Raw genomic sequence first — 16,343 nt, forward strand, 5'->3', positions numbered from 1 at the left:
GCCAGTGGCTGTTCATTCGCGGTCACATGGTTCATATGATGAGTCTCTTTGAAATGAATACCAAATCTTTCTCACAGTACAATGTGTTAATCGTCGACGATGCACCTATCGTGGTACTGACATTACGTAACATGCTGACCAAGCTTGGCTTTTCTGACAAACGCATCTTCACCGCTCGCTTAGCCAAGGGGGCGGTTTCCATTGCTCACCAAGAGCGTATCGATCTGATCATTTGTGACTATAACTTCGGTCGAGGTATGAATGGCAAGCAGCTGTTTGAAGAACTAAAACATCTCAAATTACTCAACCATGACACGGTGTTTATTCTAGTGACCGGTGAAAGCTCTGCGACCATCGTACGCGCTATTATCGAGCTAAAACCAGACGAGTACCTACTCAAGCCTTTTAATTCCATTACGTTGCGAGAACGCATCTCAGCAGCGGTGAAACGCAAGAACGTGTTGCAGGCTATCTATCAAGCAGAACTCAATAACGACTCTCACGTCGGTTTAGAAGCATGTGAAGAGCTGATGCCTTTTCATCCCGAGTATTTTTTCATCATTGAGAAGTTCCGCGCTGATTTCTTAACGCGCCTAAAGTTGCATCACGAAGCCAAAATCGTCTACGAACAAGTTATCGAGCGAAAAGACGTTAACTGGGCAAAAATCGGCTTGGCGAACACATTGGTTTCTCTGGGGGAAAACGACGAAGCACAACGCCTAGTGCGTACTCTGCTAGAAGAGTCTCCGAACAACGTAGAAGTACGTGAATGTGCCGCGAACTTCAATATGCTGAACCGCGAAGTGCCACGAGCTATCAAACACTTGGAGCTAGCAAACAGCTTGGTTGAAGGAAATTCAGAACGTGAACTGGTGATTGTAAACTTATGCCTTGCAGAGCACGATTACCACTCAGCATTGCAGCACTATCATGCGTACATGGATATCAACAAAGATACCTATCGCAACAACACCTTCTCTAAGCTAAATTTGATCCGTAATTTGCTTTACTGCGTGCGAAAATTAGAAGGTCGTGAGGATTTGCTGGCTCAGGCGAAAAACTTGTTTAAGTCGATCACAAGCGGACCTGAAAACAAGGCAATTCAAGATGAACTCGATTTGATTGCAGCGCATATCGCCATTGAAGAAAATCAGTACGTTGCCGCATTTAAAGTGCTCAGCGATTTGTATCGCCGTAAACCTTTCGCTCACTTTTATGCACAATTTCACCTCGCTTGGTTATTGCATGAGATGAACTTCGAATCTGAGTTTTCTCAAGCCATCACTTGGTGTTTTGAAAACCTACAAACCGACTCAAGCGATACCATTCTATCGAGTAAAATTGCCCTCGGTCGCTCTTTAGAAACCGACAACGCGGAGCGCCAAGCTTGGATGCAGGAGCAATACAAGAAGATTCGTGCAGCTGAGCAAGATTACCAAGCCTTGATCGATGCCTTAATTGAGCTTCAAGCACGTTGCCCGTTGCTGAGAACGGTGTGTATTAACATCATCAAAGTGCTAACGCGTGCTTTCCCGAGCAACAAATCGTCATTGGAAGTCGAACTGCTAATTAAGCGCTGCGACAACATTGTGAAACAATTGGTTTCTAGTGAAGAGCTTGAGAAAAGCGGCTACGACAAGTTTCTTTTTCTGGCTCAAGATCGATGTCAACAGATGTCTGTGGTGAACACCCCACCTACGCAACCAGAACTGGCAAACTAGACAGTAAAAAGGGGCTCAATGCCCCTTTCATTTCGGATTACAGGTTGAAGAAACGGTTAATCCAAGTCACCTCACCAAACGCAATCAAATCGTAGATAGTGAAGAACACCGCACAGATAACGGCAAGCTTCACCAATCGAATCGCAATTAACATCATAACTTCCCACTTACCTTCTTGTCTGAGTGTCGTTGATTCCTCGCAGTTTACTGGTTTTCTTACGATCCACAACGCATGAAAACCCAGATTACGTGAGAAAGTGTGTATCACAGCCTAAGCACCTCCCCCTTGTACATTTGCTTATACATTTGGAGGCGACGGATAAATCCATTCTCTTGTCCACGCGTATCTATACCCAAGTAACCTCGAGATGCTAGGTTCAGCGAGACTGACTTGGTTTGTAGACGCGGCGGCGATTTAAAGGTTTAGTGGGTCTAAATCAAGAATCGACAACAAAGTATACAAGCCAAGGCCCTTACTATTTGCAAAGAGTGCCCTTTGGGAGCGTGTCATTGACCCGATTGCTGCGTCAAACAACTTGGAAAGAGCTAGCTATTACACCGCGTTGTTTTCCTTGCTCTCGAATCAATGACAACGCTCTGAATCCTGCATCTTGAAGTCACTTGGGTATATACTTTAAATAGCGTTTTCAATAAGTCCCAGTGGTAACACAAGGAGGGCTGTATGAAACAGATACGATTGTGGCTTCTTCCCCTACTCTTGTTTGCCAGCCAAGCGCTAGCGAGCACCGTTTGGGTATTGCCTGTCAAAGGCGCGATTGGTCCTGCCCTGAGTGATTATCTGTCGCGAGAAATTGAAGAGGCTCAGCAAAACGGCGTTGACCTCGTCATACTAAAAATGGACACACCGGGCGGGCTTGATAGCTCAATGAGAGACATCATTCACGCCATCACTACATCCACTATCCCTATCGCGACTTGGGTCGGTCCTTCAAGCTCTAGGGCAGCCAGCGCAGGCACCTACATTCTGCTCGCTAGTCATGTCGCCGCCATGGCAGAAGCCACCAATCTAGGCTCAGCTACGCCCGTTTCTCTAGGAGGTGCACCGCAACAGCCTTCTAGTGCCGACGACAAAGACAATGACGAATCGAATGATGAATCATCAGGCAAAAACTCCGACGAAGTACCTGCCAAAACCGCAATGGAAAAGAAAGTTATCAACGACGCCAGAGCATATATCAAAGGTTTGGCTCGCTTGCATGGCAGAAACGCAGAGTGGGCAGAGAAAGCCGTCAGCGAAGCTGCAAACATAGACGCTTCAGAAGCGCTAGAGTTAAACGTTATTGATTACATTGCTAACTCGCCCGAAGACTTGGTCACTGCCATCAATGGCACAGAGGTCAAAGTGAACGGCAAGCCGTATCAGCTGACGTTAGATAACCCAACGTGGGTGGAACGCGTCCCCGACTGGCGTGCAGAAATGTTGGCGGTGATCACCAATCCCAACGTGGCTTATATCCTGATGCTGATTGGTATTTACGGTCTGTTATTAGAGTTCTACAACCCTGGCATCGGCTTACCAGGTGTGCTCGGTGGGATATGCTTGTTACTCGCCATGTATGCCCTACAAATGATGCCAGTGAATTACGTTGGTTTAGGGTTACTGCTGCTCGGTATTGCTCTGATGATTACTGAAGCCTTTAACCCGAGCTTTGGCATACTCGGCTTAGGTGGTGTCGTTGCGTTTGTTCTCGGCTCGATCTTCCTAATGGACAGCGACATCCCCGGCTTCCAAATCGCTCTGCCATTGATCATTGGTATCGCTATTTTCTCTGTTGGGTTAATCGTGATTACCGTTGGCTTGCTGCTTAAAATTCGCAGCAAAAAAGCCACTACTGGACTAGAAACTTACCCGGGCAAGCTCGCAGTTGTGAGCGATGATTTTGTTGATGGAACAGGGCTTGTCCAGCTGGATGGTGCTTTGTGGCAAGCCAAGGCTGACGCCCAGCTCAAACAAGGAGACCACGTCACCGTGGTAACAATTAAAGGGTTGACCTTAACCGTGAAACCCAGTGACCGCCCTAAGGAATAGGAGGCGCGTATGATGCTCTACACTGTTGCCGTTATCATTGTTTTATTGGTTGCACTGGCAACGCAAATGTTCAAGGTGCTGCGTGAGTACGAGCGCGGCGTGGTGTTCTTCCTCGGTCGCTTCCAAGAAGTAAAAGGACCGGGCTTGATCATCTTGATCCCTTTCATTCAACAAATGGTTCGCGTTGACTTACGTACCATTGTGCTAGATGTCCCAACCCAAGATCTAATCACCCGTGACAACGTATCGGTCCGAGTCAACGCCGTGGTTTACTTCCGAGTTGTTGACCCACAAATGGCGATCAATAACATCGAAAGCTACAGCGATGCCACCAGCCAGTTAGCACAGACAACGTTGCGCTCGGTACTTGGTCAGCATGAACTGGATGAGTTGCTTTCTGAACGTGAACGCCTCAACAAAGATCTGCAATCCATACTCGACCAACAGACCGACGATTGGGGTATCAAGATCGCAACGGTTGAAGTGAAACATGTCGATCTTAACGACAGCATGGTGCGCGCCCTTGCCCGCCAAGCCGAAGCAGAGCGTAACCGCCGTGCGAAGATCATCCACGCAACCGGTGAATTAGAAGCTTCCAACAAGCTAAAAGAAGCGGCAGAAATGCTTAACGAAGCACCAAATGCGTTGCAACTTCGATACATGCAGACGCTCACTGAAATCACCACAGACAAGACATCGACCATCATCTTCCCGATGCCGATTAATCTCGTCGAAGCAGTTTCCGATATCGCCAAGGCTGTGAAGAAAAATCAGAGAGAGTCGGAACAAGAAAAAGAGTAAACCTGGTGGTCACTGAACAGGGAAGTAGAAAAAGGGAGTAGCTGTGTTCTACTCCCTTTACGAGTTCAACATTGATTGAACTTATGCGTCGGTGCACTCTTTCTTCATAATTGCCAATCCAGTTTCAAAGCAGTGACGCCATGCATACTCGACCCTTTCATCAAAGTCAGGATCACATTGGGCGACGGTTTCTAACAGGCTTTCAAACCAGACATCGATATCTTCAGGGGCGACGCCAATATTGTTATGCCCGTGCTTGTGCCCGTATTTCCGCATCATATCACGAGCATCTACAGAGGTATCCGCCATCATCACAAACACGATAGATCCTTTAAGCATCCGGATTTGCTTTTTCATGTCCACGCCATCGAACTTTTGTCTGAAGTTTTCACCTTTCGACCAAAAGTTCTCATAGAACAAATCAAAGAAGTCCTCATGGATTACGCAGCGTTCGTAGCTGTCGTTAAAAACTTCGATTACGTTCATCCCCTAGCCTCCAACCAACTTATCTATTTTCATTATGAATGTAATTTGATAATCCTACCAAGCTCGTTGGGACGGTTTTGTGGTTTCTGAACGTCGGCATACGAAGAATGCCAACCTGCCCTTCAGCCGTTCAAATTCGATTTTCAATAAAAAATAGAAAGTGATTTAAACGAAACACGTATTATCAATTCGATAAAAGTCGATATTATGGACTCACTTTCGAGGTACGCATGGTTGTCGATGCTAAGCGCATCCTCATTTGTCTAATAATATTAAGAGGATATAAACGTGTCTCATCAAATCATTACAGACCTAAACAATCGTTACACAGCTAAAAAATACGACGAAGAGAAACGCATCTCTCAAGAAGATATGGCAATCATCAAAGAAGCAATCCGCCTATCTGCGTCTTCTATCAACTCTCAGCCTTGGAAATTCATCGTAATTGAGAGCGACGAAGCGAAACAGCGTTTCCACGACACGTTTGCTAACATGCACCAGTTCAACCAACCGCACGCTAAAGCAGCATCTCACACTATTCTGCTAGCGTACGATCCACAATTCACTAAAGAGAAATTCGCGAAGCGTGTTGATGCTGAAGTGACTTCTGGTCACCTACCAGCAGACATGTACGACATGTTCATGGGTGCTTACGCATTTGCTGAAGCAAACACAGATGAGAACGGCTACAACGGCGGTTGGACGAAAGCGCAAGTTTACATCGCGCTTGGTAACCTACTGCACACACTAGCGCGTCTAGGTATCGACTCTACTCCAATGGAAGGTGTTGACCCAACGCTGATCGGCGAAGAGTTCAAAGCAGAACTAGACGGTCACGTATGTGAGGTTGCACTAGCAATCGGCTACCACAAAGACGGCGAAGACTACAACCACGGTCTACCAAAAGCGCGTCTAAACATGGATGACGTAATTACTACTCTTTAATGAGTCTCGTCTCCTAGCTCCTTGGTTCCTAGCCTAGAGCTTAGCTATCTAAATCATTGTTCAAATTGAAAGAGCCGTACTTCTTAGTTTCTAAGTCTAAGAGTACGGCTCTTTTTTTGTCTAAAATCCACTGCCTACATTGACGTAGATTGCGCTTTCTTCATCGCTTATCGCGTAGTCCATTCCTAAGTGCAACCCATAGCGACGAGCGATCTGATAACGAAAACCGACGCCACCCGCTTTTACTCTGTTTTCCTTTTCTTCAGACTCTTTTTGAATCGCTTTGCCTTCGCCATAAAAAGCAGAGACTTTCCAACGATGAGTAATGCTGTAGGTGAGCTGACCTTGTAGCGTTTCGATTTCATCCCCTTGATAGCGGTAAGAAGAGACACCGCGAAGCGAAACATAAGGCTTTGCCGTTGGAGACACAAATAAGTCATCTTGTTCGAAGCGCTGATAGTTTCCTGCTAAACCAAGTGTCCATTTCTCAGTCAAAGGAATGAAACCTTCCCCTTCGAGATTGAGATTACGATAGTTGTAATCACTGCCGATGGCATCATCGTAGAACATATAATCGGCACTGATCCTAGCGCCTTTGGTTGGAAAAAAGAGGTTATCTCTTGTGTCGTATTCCAGCTCTAATCCCAAACCCGATGTGAAATTCTCGTCCCCTAATGTCAGTTCCATGATGGTTTCAACGAGTTTGATGTCCGACTCAACCTTAGACTTTGCCAATAACTGTTTTACGCCAACCATGATAGGCGTGTCTGCAATGCGCACTTGCACCTTTTGTGAGAGTGCGGCAACCGAGGTGGTGGTGCCAAATCTTAAGTCTTTTTGAATTGGGCCAAACGATAACTGTTTATACAAGTCCAGATTTGCAACCCCAAAGCCACCAACACCGATGTAACGAACACGATCATTGAGCCATGAATGACGATGTCCCCCAAAGACAAACCATGTGCCATTTTCTGTCCCTAAAGCGCCAGCAACGGTCATTGCAGCAGGAACAAGTTGTGCACCACCATCAATCGCATCTAGTGCCGCTTGCTTGCGCTTGTTTTTCTCTTCTTCGGTTTCATGGAGAAACAGTCCTGCAACTCCACCACCATAACCAACGGCAGGTTCAGTAATCAAAATGGGAATAGGCAAAAATCCGTGGGCGTTTTCTGCGATGTAATGCCCCATATCAAATTGTCCGTCAATTGGGTCATAGAATGAGGCGAAAGATGGAAATGCCAATAAAACGGATGTAGAAAGTAACGCACCTTGGCGTTGGCGATTCATAATAAATCCTCAGATAAAAAAAGCCGGGCAGTAACGACCCGGCTGAAAATTCTGCATCCGTGCAGCAGACATATAGATAAAACACTTTTTGCTCTGGGTGACCCCATTCGCAAGGCTAGATTAAGGCAAAATAGTGATATCCCATACTCTCGTATAGAGGGTGTGATCCTTCAAAACTTCTAGCCGGATATTTCGAGTCAGATAAAACGAAAACAAGGCTCGAAATGAGCCTTGTTGGAATGAAATGAGTCTTTGGAATCAACGACGATGGCTGTCTTCGAATCGCTGGCGATAGTTATTTATCACGGTCATCAGCGATTGCTTGATATCACCAATCTGTTTGGAGTGTGGACACCATAGTGCAAAACCAAACTTGAACCCTTCAAGCATCTCGGCAGATTCGACAGGTTCAATTGAATGGTTGGCAAACTCAGTGTTAGCAAAGGTTTTAGGCAGTAACGCCCACCCCAAGCCCGCTTCGACCATTTTTATCACGAGGGCAAGCTGATCAACTTCTTCGTTATCAGAGCTAACGATGATCTTCTCCGCCATGCCTTCTTCGATAAATGAGCGTAAGACAAATTGCTTGCTGCTTTTCAATGCGGTTAAGACTTCATCTTTCTTCAACTTAGACAACTCTCCACCTTTTTGTGCAAAAGGGAAAAACTCGAAATGCCCAAGGAAGGTGGCATCAAAACTGTGCATCGCCTGACTATCATGAACATTCACGATACCGAAGTGGAACTCACCACTAGCGATCCCTTTTTTGATGTCCTGTTTATTCCGGACAAAGAAGTTCACTCGCATTAACGGAAAGTCACGTAACAACTGCTGGCGAATTTCAACCAAAGCACGATGCGGAATCACACTAGAATAGGCGATATTAACGCTTTCTAATCCACCGTAAGAAAGACTCAGTGCGACTTTATCGAAAGTACGAGCCTGTTCGATGGTTTGTTTAGCATAGTGGTACAGATGGTGACCATCTTCTGTTGGCTCTACCGAACGACCGACTCGTTCAAACAAGTTAACCGCAAGTTGGTCTTCAAGATTGGTAATTACCTGCCCTATTGTGGTTCGGTGCTTATTGAGTTTGACCGCCGCCTTACTAAATGAAAGCTGTTCATAAACGGTCACGAACGCGAGAAGTTGTTCAAAGCTAAAATTCATAGGTTGTGCTTACTTTTTAGAGTTATCTAATTAAATTATCACAAGATAGTAGAATTGCTACTCGGTAACGGTAACAAGCTGCGTTTGAATTCCTTCTCGACGACATAAAAAAACCTACTAAAGTCAGTAGGTTTCTTCCATCTTAGTTGTACTCAACAACGCGAGCCAAATAGTTAAATTCACCCGAGTCACCATGATAATCGCGGTAAACATCCACACTAAAATACTTGGGTTGATCGGCTTGAATATGGTCAACGATCTTCTGTTCTAATGACGTTAGCGTTTCACCCGTTTGCGAATACACAAACTGCTTGTTCACTTTTTCCAATTTGCGTTGCTTTGCTTCTTTGTGTGAGACATAGTTGTTGATCTCTTCCCACTTACCCACGTACTCGACCGCCACGTAACTCGAGTTCTCATCAATCATGATGAAGGCTGCACCTTCTTCTTTAATGGCAGACAGTTGCTGCATGTCGCTGTCGACTTTTTGCTGGTCAAGGTGAGCACCACTTTGTGCAAATGCAGTCGCAGAAGCAGTGAGCATCATTAACGTTAGAACGGCTTTTTTCATTGTGTTTTTTCCTGTATTAAGGGAGTTCAGTCACCCAAAGTTGTCCTTGGGTGGCTTTTTTGAATCCATATTCGTAAATCGTTAGCAAGTAATGTTGGTCGAACATGTCTTTCGTCACTTTGGCGTATCCGAAGTCTTGGTCGATGTAAGTAAACTGCATCTCAATATCGTTGATTTCACTGATGTATTTCATTCGATAGAGATCACCACGAGTTTGCGCTAACGTAAGGCTTGAGACACTTTTCGATACCAAGTCCAAACCTTTGTCTTTTAGTGGTCGGTACGGTGCTTTCAAAGCACCATTGCGAATCACATCCAACTGAGGTGCTTTTTCTAACCCCAGAGCCTCTGAAATTTGTTGATAGTTGAAGTTAGACGGATTAAAGAACACCTGCGCTGCGAGACCACCATCTACGTGTAACTCTTCAAGTGTCTCCCCATCATGTTCAACATCGATAAATTGTGGAGGGAAAACACCTGGGATCGATGCACTTGCGGCAAGCACTTTGTAGATCAATTCTGATTTGTCCGCTAAGTCGCTGTTCGCAATCGCGCCGATGTTCCAAATTACTAATTCACCTGAATCAAAATGGGTACTGCCGATAAAGAGGCGTTTACCATTGCGATGTTGCTGTGCCATCGCCTCAATCATTGGCTCAGGGTAAGCATCCGCAATGAAGTCATAAAGGTTCTCGCCATCAGTAAACGCATCCTTAAACAGTGTGTTTAAAAAGTTCTTTTTACCCAGAACGCTTTTGTCGTTGATGTTGAGCATGACCTCTTTCATCTTTGGCATTGCATCACCACCGATGAAAACAAATGGCGCAATTAACGCACCTGCGCTGATGCCGGTAATGATGGCGTAGTCTTTCAGCTCACTCTTTTCCTGTAAGCCCATCAAAACGCCAGCACCATACGCGCCGTTTACGCCACCACCCGATAAGGCCAAAATATTGAGCTGTTCACCTTCTACTTTGATTGGTGTGGTTTGATTGTGTGCCGAATAAAGGAAATCAGGCGCTTCATTGGCCCACATTCGAAGCGGTTCTTTCGGTGTTGAATTTGCGATTTCAACGTCTTTGTAGTTGCTTGGAGAAACGCGGACATCCAGCGTATGAGGTGAACTGCAAGCCGCTATCAAAAGCGAGAGTGCTATCGTTACACCAGAGGAAATTAAACGATTCATAGTCAGTCTCATTTAATGTTCTCTGGCGTATGACCAGAGACTCAGTTTGAAGTTAATTGGGTCAAAATGAAGTCCGTTTCGTTGTGTGGAGTTACTATAGCTAGACGCATCAAAACGCGTTAATCGCAGATGTAGGACGCTATCCATCAATGCAATAACGCACAGATTTTGTAACGCCGTGCCTAACTTCTAGTCGTCACTGTACGCATCCATCTGCGCCTTAGTACTAGGCGATTTTCACGACATTGAACTCATGAGTGGGTTCGACAAATTCATATTGGCCGTTGATCGTCTGCAGTTCCCATGTGCCATAGCCTTTGGTGATCTCTAATACGCCATAAACCGCATTGTGTGCATGACGAAATGCTGCGACAGGAGACATCTTCTTCACCAAACAAGAAGTGAAAATTGCAGAAATCAAATCCCCAACGCCCACTGGTTGCTGGTCAAAATCAATACTTGGACGCTGAGCTAAATAACACGCTTTCGGTGTCGCTAAGATCATACTGAAGGCATCATCTGTTAGCGCATGCAGGTGTTTCACCAATACCATCTTTGGTCCCAGCTCTAGGGCTTTTTTGCATGCAGTGACCGCATCATAAAGGGAGTCAATTTTCACGCCCGTTAGCTCACTCAGTTCAAACTGGTTTGGAACAATCACATCAGCGATGGGCAACAAACTATGGCTGATCGCTTCTTTGACGCCATCCTCTACAATGCAGCCTTTATCTGGATCACCCATCACTGGGTCGCACACGTAAAGCGCGCTGTGGTTACGCGATTTAACTAAACTGACGGCTTCAGCGACGGCGCGGCATTGCTCTGCGCTGCCTTGATAACCGGATAGTACCGCACCGCATTCACTGAGCTTTTCAATATTGTCCAAACCGCGCATTAATGAACGAATATCGTCAGAGCCGAATCGTTGTCCCGTCCAGCCTTGTTGGTATTGCGTATGATTTGAGAACTGAACCGTGTGAATTGGCCAGACTTCAAGCCCCATTCTCTGCATTGGGAAGACTGCAGAACTGTTTCCTGCGTGGCCATAAACCACATGAGATTGAATAGAAATAATGCTTTTCATAAGTCACTCTTAATTGGGAAGTTTGTTAGCTTGGCGACTAAATAAACACAATGCCGCGCACTGTGCTTATTTGGTCGGAATAGCCTCGACAACGCCGAGGCTTATTCTTAGTCAGGCTGGATTAATTAGCCTTGGAACTCAGCAAAGTACTCATCCAACACTTTGCGTGTTGCACGACCGATAAGCTCGTATTCGTGGTGAGTAAGGTTTGCTAATGAAACTCGAACTGATGCGTGCACTACATCGAAGCCTTGGCCTGGAAGTAGGATAACGCCGGTTTCATGTGCAAGGCGGAACAGGAAGTCTTTGCCCTTCTCGCTCGCTTTGAACCATTCAACGAAGGCTGGTCCGTACAATTTGCCGCCCAAAGTGTCGAGCTCAAGCAGTGTGTAGTAGTCCACACGATCTTTGTTTTCTTCAATTTCTACACCCATGTTTTTGTACAGAGTTTTGTAACGCTCGCGGATGATGCGTTTACATGCTTCTTTGTAGTTTTGTTCTGAGTCCATCAAGCAGTTCAATGAGAACAACGCCATTTGAACTTGTTGAGGAAGAGACAAACCTGCTGTGTGGTTAAGCGCTACGCTGCGGCTGTCTGCTACGATACGGTCAATAAACTTAATCTCACGAGGTTCCGGAGTCAGCGTTTTGTAACGATCGTCCAACTCAAGTTGACGCGCTTCAGGAAGGCTGCGCATTGCATCGTCAAACACGTTGTTGTGTTGAATCGCAATCGAGCCTAAACGCCAGCCTGTTGCACCGAAGTACTTAGAGAACGAGTAAACACAAAGCGTGTTGTATGGCAATTTCGCGAACAGTGAGACAAAGTCGTCCGCAAATGTGCCGTATACATCGTCAGTCACAATGAACAGGTCGCTACGTTCGTTGTTTACGAAGTTTGATAGGTTATCCAGAGTTTCGTCCGAGAACTTCACCGACGCTGGGTTTGCTGGGTTCACGACACAAAGCAGTTTGATGTCTGTATCTGCAAGTTTTTCGATTTCAGACATCGGCAGTTGCCATGTTGTCTCATCCAGACGTAGCTCAACGATTTCCAGTTCGTATTCACTAAGCTCTGGGATCTCTAGGTACGGCGTAAAGATTGGAGTGATTAGCGCAACCTTGTCACCTTTCTTTAATAGACCGTTGTTGAACATAGTTTGGAAGGTGTACGTCATAGACGCTGTACCGCCTTCAGTTGCAAACAGATCGAAGTCTGTTGTCATTGGCATTGGGCCGTACATCTCTTCTGCAATGTATTGCTTCACAACGGTTTCGATGTTCGTCAACATACGTGGTGGCACTGGGTAGTTACATGCAAGGTATGCGTTAACCAGTTCATTCAAGAATGCTTGTTTCTCTAGACCCAAACGGTCTTTTGCGTAGCTCAACGACTTTTCCAAGAACTGCACGCCTTGGTCTTTCTTATTGTCGTTTGCAAACGTGTCGAAGCGCTCAACAATGCCCACACCATCAGGAATGCCACCGAAGCCACCATCTAGGTATGAGTAAGTGCGCTCAGCTTCCAATACTGCGAATTCACCCAAACGAATGAACGCTTTACGTGGTAGCGTCGCTAGAAAGTTAGGGTTACCACGACCAGCATCTAATAAGGCGCGGTCAGGAACAGTTTGTGCCACTTCAATAAGTTTATCTTTTAATTCAAATGGGCTTAAATCTGCAAATTTTGAAAAATCAATTGTTGTGTTTTGCGTAGTCATAATATTTACCTGAATCTATTATTTAATGAAATTTGGATAATACTTCCCCTATCGCCTATTTAATTAGGCGATAAGCGTGTTCGAATTTATTTAAATTACATGCCTGCGTTTAAAGTAATAATGCCGACAATAATTGGACCCCATAGGGTAAGCAGTACATTAGCCACTGCATAAGTCACTGTGAATGAGAATACTGGCGTTGCGTTGCCTGTTTTTTCCATTAAAGCCGCGAATGCTGGGTTCGCACTTCGTCCACCTGTAACACAACCTAGTGCTTCAACTGGGTTCTTAATCTTCAATACAAAGTATGAGAAGAAGAACGAAATAAACTGAGGAATAATGGTCACAGCCATACCAAGGAACAACAGAGACATACCGTGTTCTTTGATGGTGTCGACCGCTTGAGGGCCTGCCTCTAGGCCAACAATGCCCACAAATGCTGCCAAACCGAAATCTCGAATGAAGTTCGCCGCACCTTCTGGGAACTGAGCAACGTGGGGATTGCGGCTACGCAACCAACCGACGATCAAACCTGAGATCAAACAACCTGCACCAGAACCGATGGTGACGGGAATACCTGCAATCTTAAAGCTGATGAGACCAATCAATAGACCAAGCACCATACCCATACCAAGCACAATAAAGTCCGTCATGGTTGCAGAGCCCATGCGTTGACCGATGTTTTTCTCAACGCGATTAATGTCTTTTGCTGTACCTGTAAGCTGGATGACGTCGTTTTTCTTCACCACAAGATCCGGTGTCATTTCGATAGAGCTGCCTTCACGAATGTAATCCGTCACATAAATACCGCGCATTGAACCTTGATTCGAAGCCTCTTTGATCTCTTGCAGCGACTTACCAATCAGTTTGCGGTTGTCTGCGATCAGTTGACGGTTTTCTTCAATAACTTCATAGCCTTCTGGAAGTGCAATCTCATTGTCAGCCAAACCATCTTGCAGCTGATGTACCGCATTACGACGACCTGTTACAACAATGACATCCCCTTCTTTCAGTGCTGTGAATTTGTCCACTTCTAGCACTTTGCCATCACGTTGAATCAATTCAATACAAGCAGCTAGAGCGTGTTGGTTTAACTGAGCTAGGGTTTTGCCTGCTAGCCCGCCATCTTTGCTCACTTTAAATGCTCGTGTAACCAGCGCGGTTACTGCGTTGAATTCACCCGGCGCTAGATCGCGCTTACCATTTGAGTTTTTCTCTTCTAGAGCAATCGCTTCTGCTCGGATATCCCACTTCATCAGTGTTGGGAATACCCATGTCACCATAAGAATTGGACCAAGCGAACCAAAGATGTACGTAACTGCGTAGCCTACTGCGACGTTGGTCTGCATTAGGTGTTTCGCTTCTTCTGTCACACCACCAAGACGTGCGATCGCATCACCCGCTGTACCGATAATTGCCGATTGAGTCAAACCACCAGCTGCAAGACCTGCTGCCGTACCTCTGTCTAGATCAAACATCCAAGCTGCCGCTAACACACAAAGCAGACCTGAAACCGTCATAACCACGGCAGAAAGTAGAATGTTGATGGTTCTAAAGTTCAATGCTTTGAAGAACTGCGCACCACCTTGATACCCTACTGCGTAAATAAAGAGCGCAAAGAAAATGCTTTTTACGCCGGGATCAATATGAACACCAAATTGCCCAATAATTACACCCATTAATAATGTTCCGGCAACACCGCCAAGAACAAATCGACCAATGGTAATTTTACCAACCATATAACCGAGAGAGAGCGTAATAAAGAGAGCAACAAATGGTGCCATGTCAAAAAGGTTAGAAATAATTTCCATGACAATTTTACTCTTATTAATAAATATAAAACTCAAATAATCTAACGAATAATCTGTCACTCATATTTGTTGGATTATTTAATTTAAAAAGCATCTCGTTTGCTTCGAAGCGAATATTAGGAACAAAAACTCACAACTCGTAATCCCATTTGAAGGACGAAACCATCACTTCGCATATTCAAACGCAAACATTGAAAAATAATTGTCGAAAATTTAATAACTTAGCGTTCTGCAATGAACATCAAATAAATCGCAAAATAATTTTATTTTTGTTTTCGCTCTCCAAAAAACGATTTGGTTGCATCATTCCCTCTATATAGCGCATAGCACCTTTCGTTTGATGGATTAGATCCTCCAAAAGCGATTATCACGGATGCCATCATTTGCCTTATCTTTCCATTCATCAAGTTAATAGAGAAAAACACCATGAACTCAATGCCACATGAACTTGTGTGGGGCGAAGTTTACTTCCCACCCTTGTTGCTGGTTATTGCATTGGCTTACATGCTCACCATTTTGGTCGGAACCGTTGCTACAAAACTGGGTATCCACAAATACGTTGCATTTCCTGCACTCGCAGAGCTGAGTCTAATTGTGATTTTTACTGGCGTTATTGGTCAATTCATTACCATCTTTTGAGGCAAACCCCGTGATTAAACGTTATCTCATCACATTGCTACTGCTTTGTGCCGCTGGCAGTGTGATTTTCAGCTATTACCAGTCGTACTCAAGCAGCCCTTGGACACGAGACGGTCAAGTCAGTGCATACATTGTCTCAATCACGCCGCGTGTGACAGGACAAGTCATTAACGTGTATGTTGAAGACAACTCTCAAGTGAAACAAGGCGATTTACTGTTTGAGATCGACCCAAGCATCTATAAAGCGGCATACCACAAAGCGTTGGCGACTCAAAAGCAAGCGGTCGCTCTGTTAGCAAAAGCAAAAAACGAAGAGCAGCGAGCACTTAAGTTAGAAAAACGCACCCCAGGCGCGGTACCAGTACTGACATTGAACAACCTAAACAATGCGGTAGAAACGGCGGTTGCCAACGTGGAACTTGCGAAAGCCAATGTAGAGGAAGCCAAACTGAACCTTGATTACACCAAGGTTTATGCACCAACGAATGGTTACATCACTAATTTGAACTTACGCGTCGGTTCTCAAGTGGTCGCCAACTCTCCGGTCGTTGCCTTAATTGATGAAGACAGCTTCTGGATAGAAGGTTACTTCAAAGAGACAGATCTGGTAGGCGTCAATCCTGAAGATACCGCTTACGTAACCTTGATGATGCACAACGATGTGCAACTAAAAGGTGAAATCAAAAGCATCGGCTACGGTATTGCAAAGCAAGATGGCAGCACAGGCAACGATCTCCTGCCAAACGTCAATCCGAACTTCCAGTGGATTCGATTGGCTCAACGTATTCCCATCAAAGTAAAACTGGATGAACTGCCAGACGATCTGCAACTTCGCGTGGGTATGACGGCTTCTATCAAAATCATTAAATAA

14 protein-coding genes are annotated in these 16,343 nt (G+C 45.2%); 6 read left to right on the forward strand and 8 right to left on the reverse strand.

Annotated elements, in window-relative coordinates; translation table 11 throughout:
* The first annotated feature begins 53 nt into the window (after positions 1 to 53).
* The 3 genes from J4N44_RS23330 to J4N44_RS23340 all read left to right on the forward strand — a co-directional run bounded on the left by J4N44_RS23330 (position 54) and on the right by J4N44_RS23340 (position 4,572).
* Positions 54 to 1,721 carry a response regulator gene (locus tag J4N44_RS23330; protein ID WP_252045269.1) on the forward strand — a complete coding sequence of 556 codons (1,668 nt, stop codon included), beginning with the start codon at positions 54 to 56 and terminating at the stop codon, positions 1,719 to 1,721.
* A 682-nt stretch (positions 1,722 to 2,403) separates the two neighbouring features.
* Entirely contained in the window at positions 2,404 to 3,771 is a 1,368-nt protein-coding gene (locus tag J4N44_RS23335; RefSeq protein WP_252045270.1) for an NfeD family protein, read from the forward strand.
* Between the two features lie 9 nt (positions 3,772 to 3,780).
* Positions 3,781 to 4,572, forward strand: coding sequence for a slipin family protein (locus J4N44_RS23340; RefSeq protein ID WP_009700456.1), 792 nt, complete (start codon positions 3,781 to 3,783; stop codon positions 4,570 to 4,572).
* 81 nt (positions 4,573 to 4,653) lie between these two features.
* Here the strand turns inward: J4N44_RS23340 and J4N44_RS23345 are convergent, their stop codons facing one another.
* Positions 4,654 to 5,058, reverse strand: a complete 405-nt coding sequence (locus J4N44_RS23345) for a globin family protein (RefSeq protein WP_252045271.1) — start codon at positions 5,056 to 5,058, stop codon at positions 4,654 to 4,656.
* A 288-nt stretch (positions 5,059 to 5,346) separates the two neighbouring features.
* Between J4N44_RS23345 and J4N44_RS23350 the strand changes: the two genes are divergently transcribed.
* Positions 5,347 to 6,003, forward strand: coding sequence for an NAD(P)H-dependent oxidoreductase (locus J4N44_RS23350; RefSeq protein WP_252045272.1), 657 nt, complete (start codon positions 5,347 to 5,349; stop codon positions 6,001 to 6,003).
* A 120-nt stretch (positions 6,004 to 6,123) separates the two neighbouring features.
* Here J4N44_RS23350 and J4N44_RS23355 read toward each other — a convergent pair whose 3' ends face one another.
* The 7 genes from J4N44_RS23355 to aspT all read right to left on the reverse strand — a co-directional run bounded on the left by J4N44_RS23355 (position 6,124) and on the right by aspT (position 14,833).
* Positions 6,124 to 7,290 carry a BamA/TamA family outer membrane protein gene (locus J4N44_RS23355; RefSeq protein ID WP_252045273.1) on the reverse strand — a complete coding sequence of 389 codons (1,167 nt, stop codon included), beginning with the start codon at positions 7,288 to 7,290 and terminating at the stop codon, positions 6,124 to 6,126.
* A gap of 258 nt (positions 7,291 to 7,548) precedes the next feature.
* A complete protein-coding gene (locus J4N44_RS23360; RefSeq protein ID WP_045490940.1) occupies positions 7,549 to 8,460 on the reverse strand; it encodes a LysR family transcriptional regulator in 912 nt (303 codons plus the stop codon).
* A gap of 142 nt (positions 8,461 to 8,602) precedes the next feature.
* Complete coding sequence (locus tag J4N44_RS23365; RefSeq protein WP_033906184.1) at positions 8,603 to 9,031, reverse strand: hypothetical protein; 429 nt, start codon at positions 9,029 to 9,031, stop codon at positions 8,603 to 8,605.
* A gap of 16 nt (positions 9,032 to 9,047) precedes the next feature.
* Positions 9,048 to 10,217 (reverse strand): patatin-like phospholipase family protein, encoded by a 1,170-nt coding sequence (locus J4N44_RS23370; RefSeq protein WP_252045274.1) that lies wholly within the window; start codon positions 10,215 to 10,217, stop codon positions 9,048 to 9,050.
* Positions 10,218 to 10,443: 226 nt separating this feature from the next.
* The gene (pdxY, locus tag J4N44_RS23375; RefSeq protein WP_009704101.1) at positions 10,444 to 11,301 is read right to left on the reverse strand and encodes a pyridoxal kinase PdxY; all 858 of its coding nucleotides are present in this window, start codon (positions 11,299 to 11,301) and stop codon (positions 10,444 to 10,446) included.
* A gap of 125 nt (positions 11,302 to 11,426) precedes the next feature.
* Entirely contained in the window at positions 11,427 to 13,022 is a 1,596-nt protein-coding gene (locus J4N44_RS23380; protein ID WP_009703165.1) for a bifunctional aspartate transaminase/aspartate 4-decarboxylase, read from the reverse strand.
* A gap of 95 nt (positions 13,023 to 13,117) precedes the next feature.
* Positions 13,118 to 14,833 carry an aspartate-alanine antiporter gene (gene aspT, locus J4N44_RS23385; protein ID WP_031781104.1) on the reverse strand — a complete coding sequence of 572 codons (1,716 nt, stop codon included), beginning with the start codon at positions 14,831 to 14,833 and terminating at the stop codon, positions 13,118 to 13,120.
* Between the two features lie 426 nt (positions 14,834 to 15,259).
* Between aspT and J4N44_RS23390 the strand changes: the two genes are divergently transcribed.
* A complete protein-coding gene (locus tag J4N44_RS23390) occupies positions 15,260 to 15,472 on the forward strand; it encodes a DUF1656 domain-containing protein (RefSeq protein WP_252045275.1) in 213 nt (70 codons plus the stop codon).
* Between the two features lie 10 nt (positions 15,473 to 15,482).
* Complete coding sequence (locus tag J4N44_RS23395; RefSeq protein WP_005435679.1) at positions 15,483 to 16,343, forward strand: HlyD family secretion protein; 861 nt, start codon at positions 15,483 to 15,485, stop codon at positions 16,341 to 16,343.

Origin of the sequence: Vibrio sp. SCSIO 43155 (assembly GCF_023716605.1) — a bacterium.
Taxonomy (GTDB): domain Bacteria; phylum Pseudomonadota; class Gammaproteobacteria; order Enterobacterales; family Vibrionaceae; genus Vibrio; species Vibrio harveyi.

What these genes read in the sequence shown, in the direction of transcription:
- J4N44_RS23355 (WP_252045273.1), bottom strand. Translation starts at nt 7,290, where the DNA reads ATGAATCGCCAACGCCAAGGTGCGTTACTTTCTACATCCGTTTTATTG.
- J4N44_RS23390 (WP_252045275.1), top strand. Translation starts at nt 15,260, where the DNA reads ATGAACTCAATGCCACATGAACTTGTGTGGGGCGAAGTTTACTTCCCA.
- J4N44_RS23365 (WP_033906184.1), bottom strand. Translation starts at nt 9,031, where the DNA reads ATGAAAAAAGCCGTTCTAACGTTAATGATGCTCACTGCTTCTGCGACT.
- J4N44_RS23345 (WP_252045271.1), bottom strand. Translation starts at nt 5,058, where the DNA reads ATGAACGTAATCGAAGTTTTTAACGACAGCTACGAACGCTGCGTAATC.
- aspT (WP_031781104.1), bottom strand. Translation starts at nt 14,833, where the DNA reads ATGGAAATTATTTCTAACCTTTTTGACATGGCACCATTTGTTGCTCTC.
- J4N44_RS23360 (WP_045490940.1), bottom strand. Translation starts at nt 8,460, where the DNA reads ATGAATTTTAGCTTTGAACAACTTCTCGCGTTCGTGACCGTTTATGAA.
- J4N44_RS23340 (WP_009700456.1), top strand. Translation starts at nt 3,781, where the DNA reads ATGATGCTCTACACTGTTGCCGTTATCATTGTTTTATTGGTTGCACTG.
- J4N44_RS23380 (WP_009703165.1), bottom strand. Translation starts at nt 13,022, where the DNA reads ATGACTACGCAAAACACAACAATTGATTTTTCAAAATTTGCAGATTTA.
- J4N44_RS23330 (WP_252045269.1), top strand. Translation starts at nt 54, where the DNA reads ATGAATACCAAATCTTTCTCACAGTACAATGTGTTAATCGTCGACGAT.
- J4N44_RS23335 (WP_252045270.1), top strand. Translation starts at nt 2,404, where the DNA reads ATGAAACAGATACGATTGTGGCTTCTTCCCCTACTCTTGTTTGCCAGC.
- pdxY (WP_009704101.1), bottom strand. Translation starts at nt 11,301, where the DNA reads ATGAAAAGCATTATTTCTATTCAATCTCATGTGGTTTATGGCCACGCA.
- J4N44_RS23370 (WP_252045274.1), bottom strand. Translation starts at nt 10,217, where the DNA reads ATGAATCGTTTAATTTCCTCTGGTGTAACGATAGCACTCTCGCTTTTG.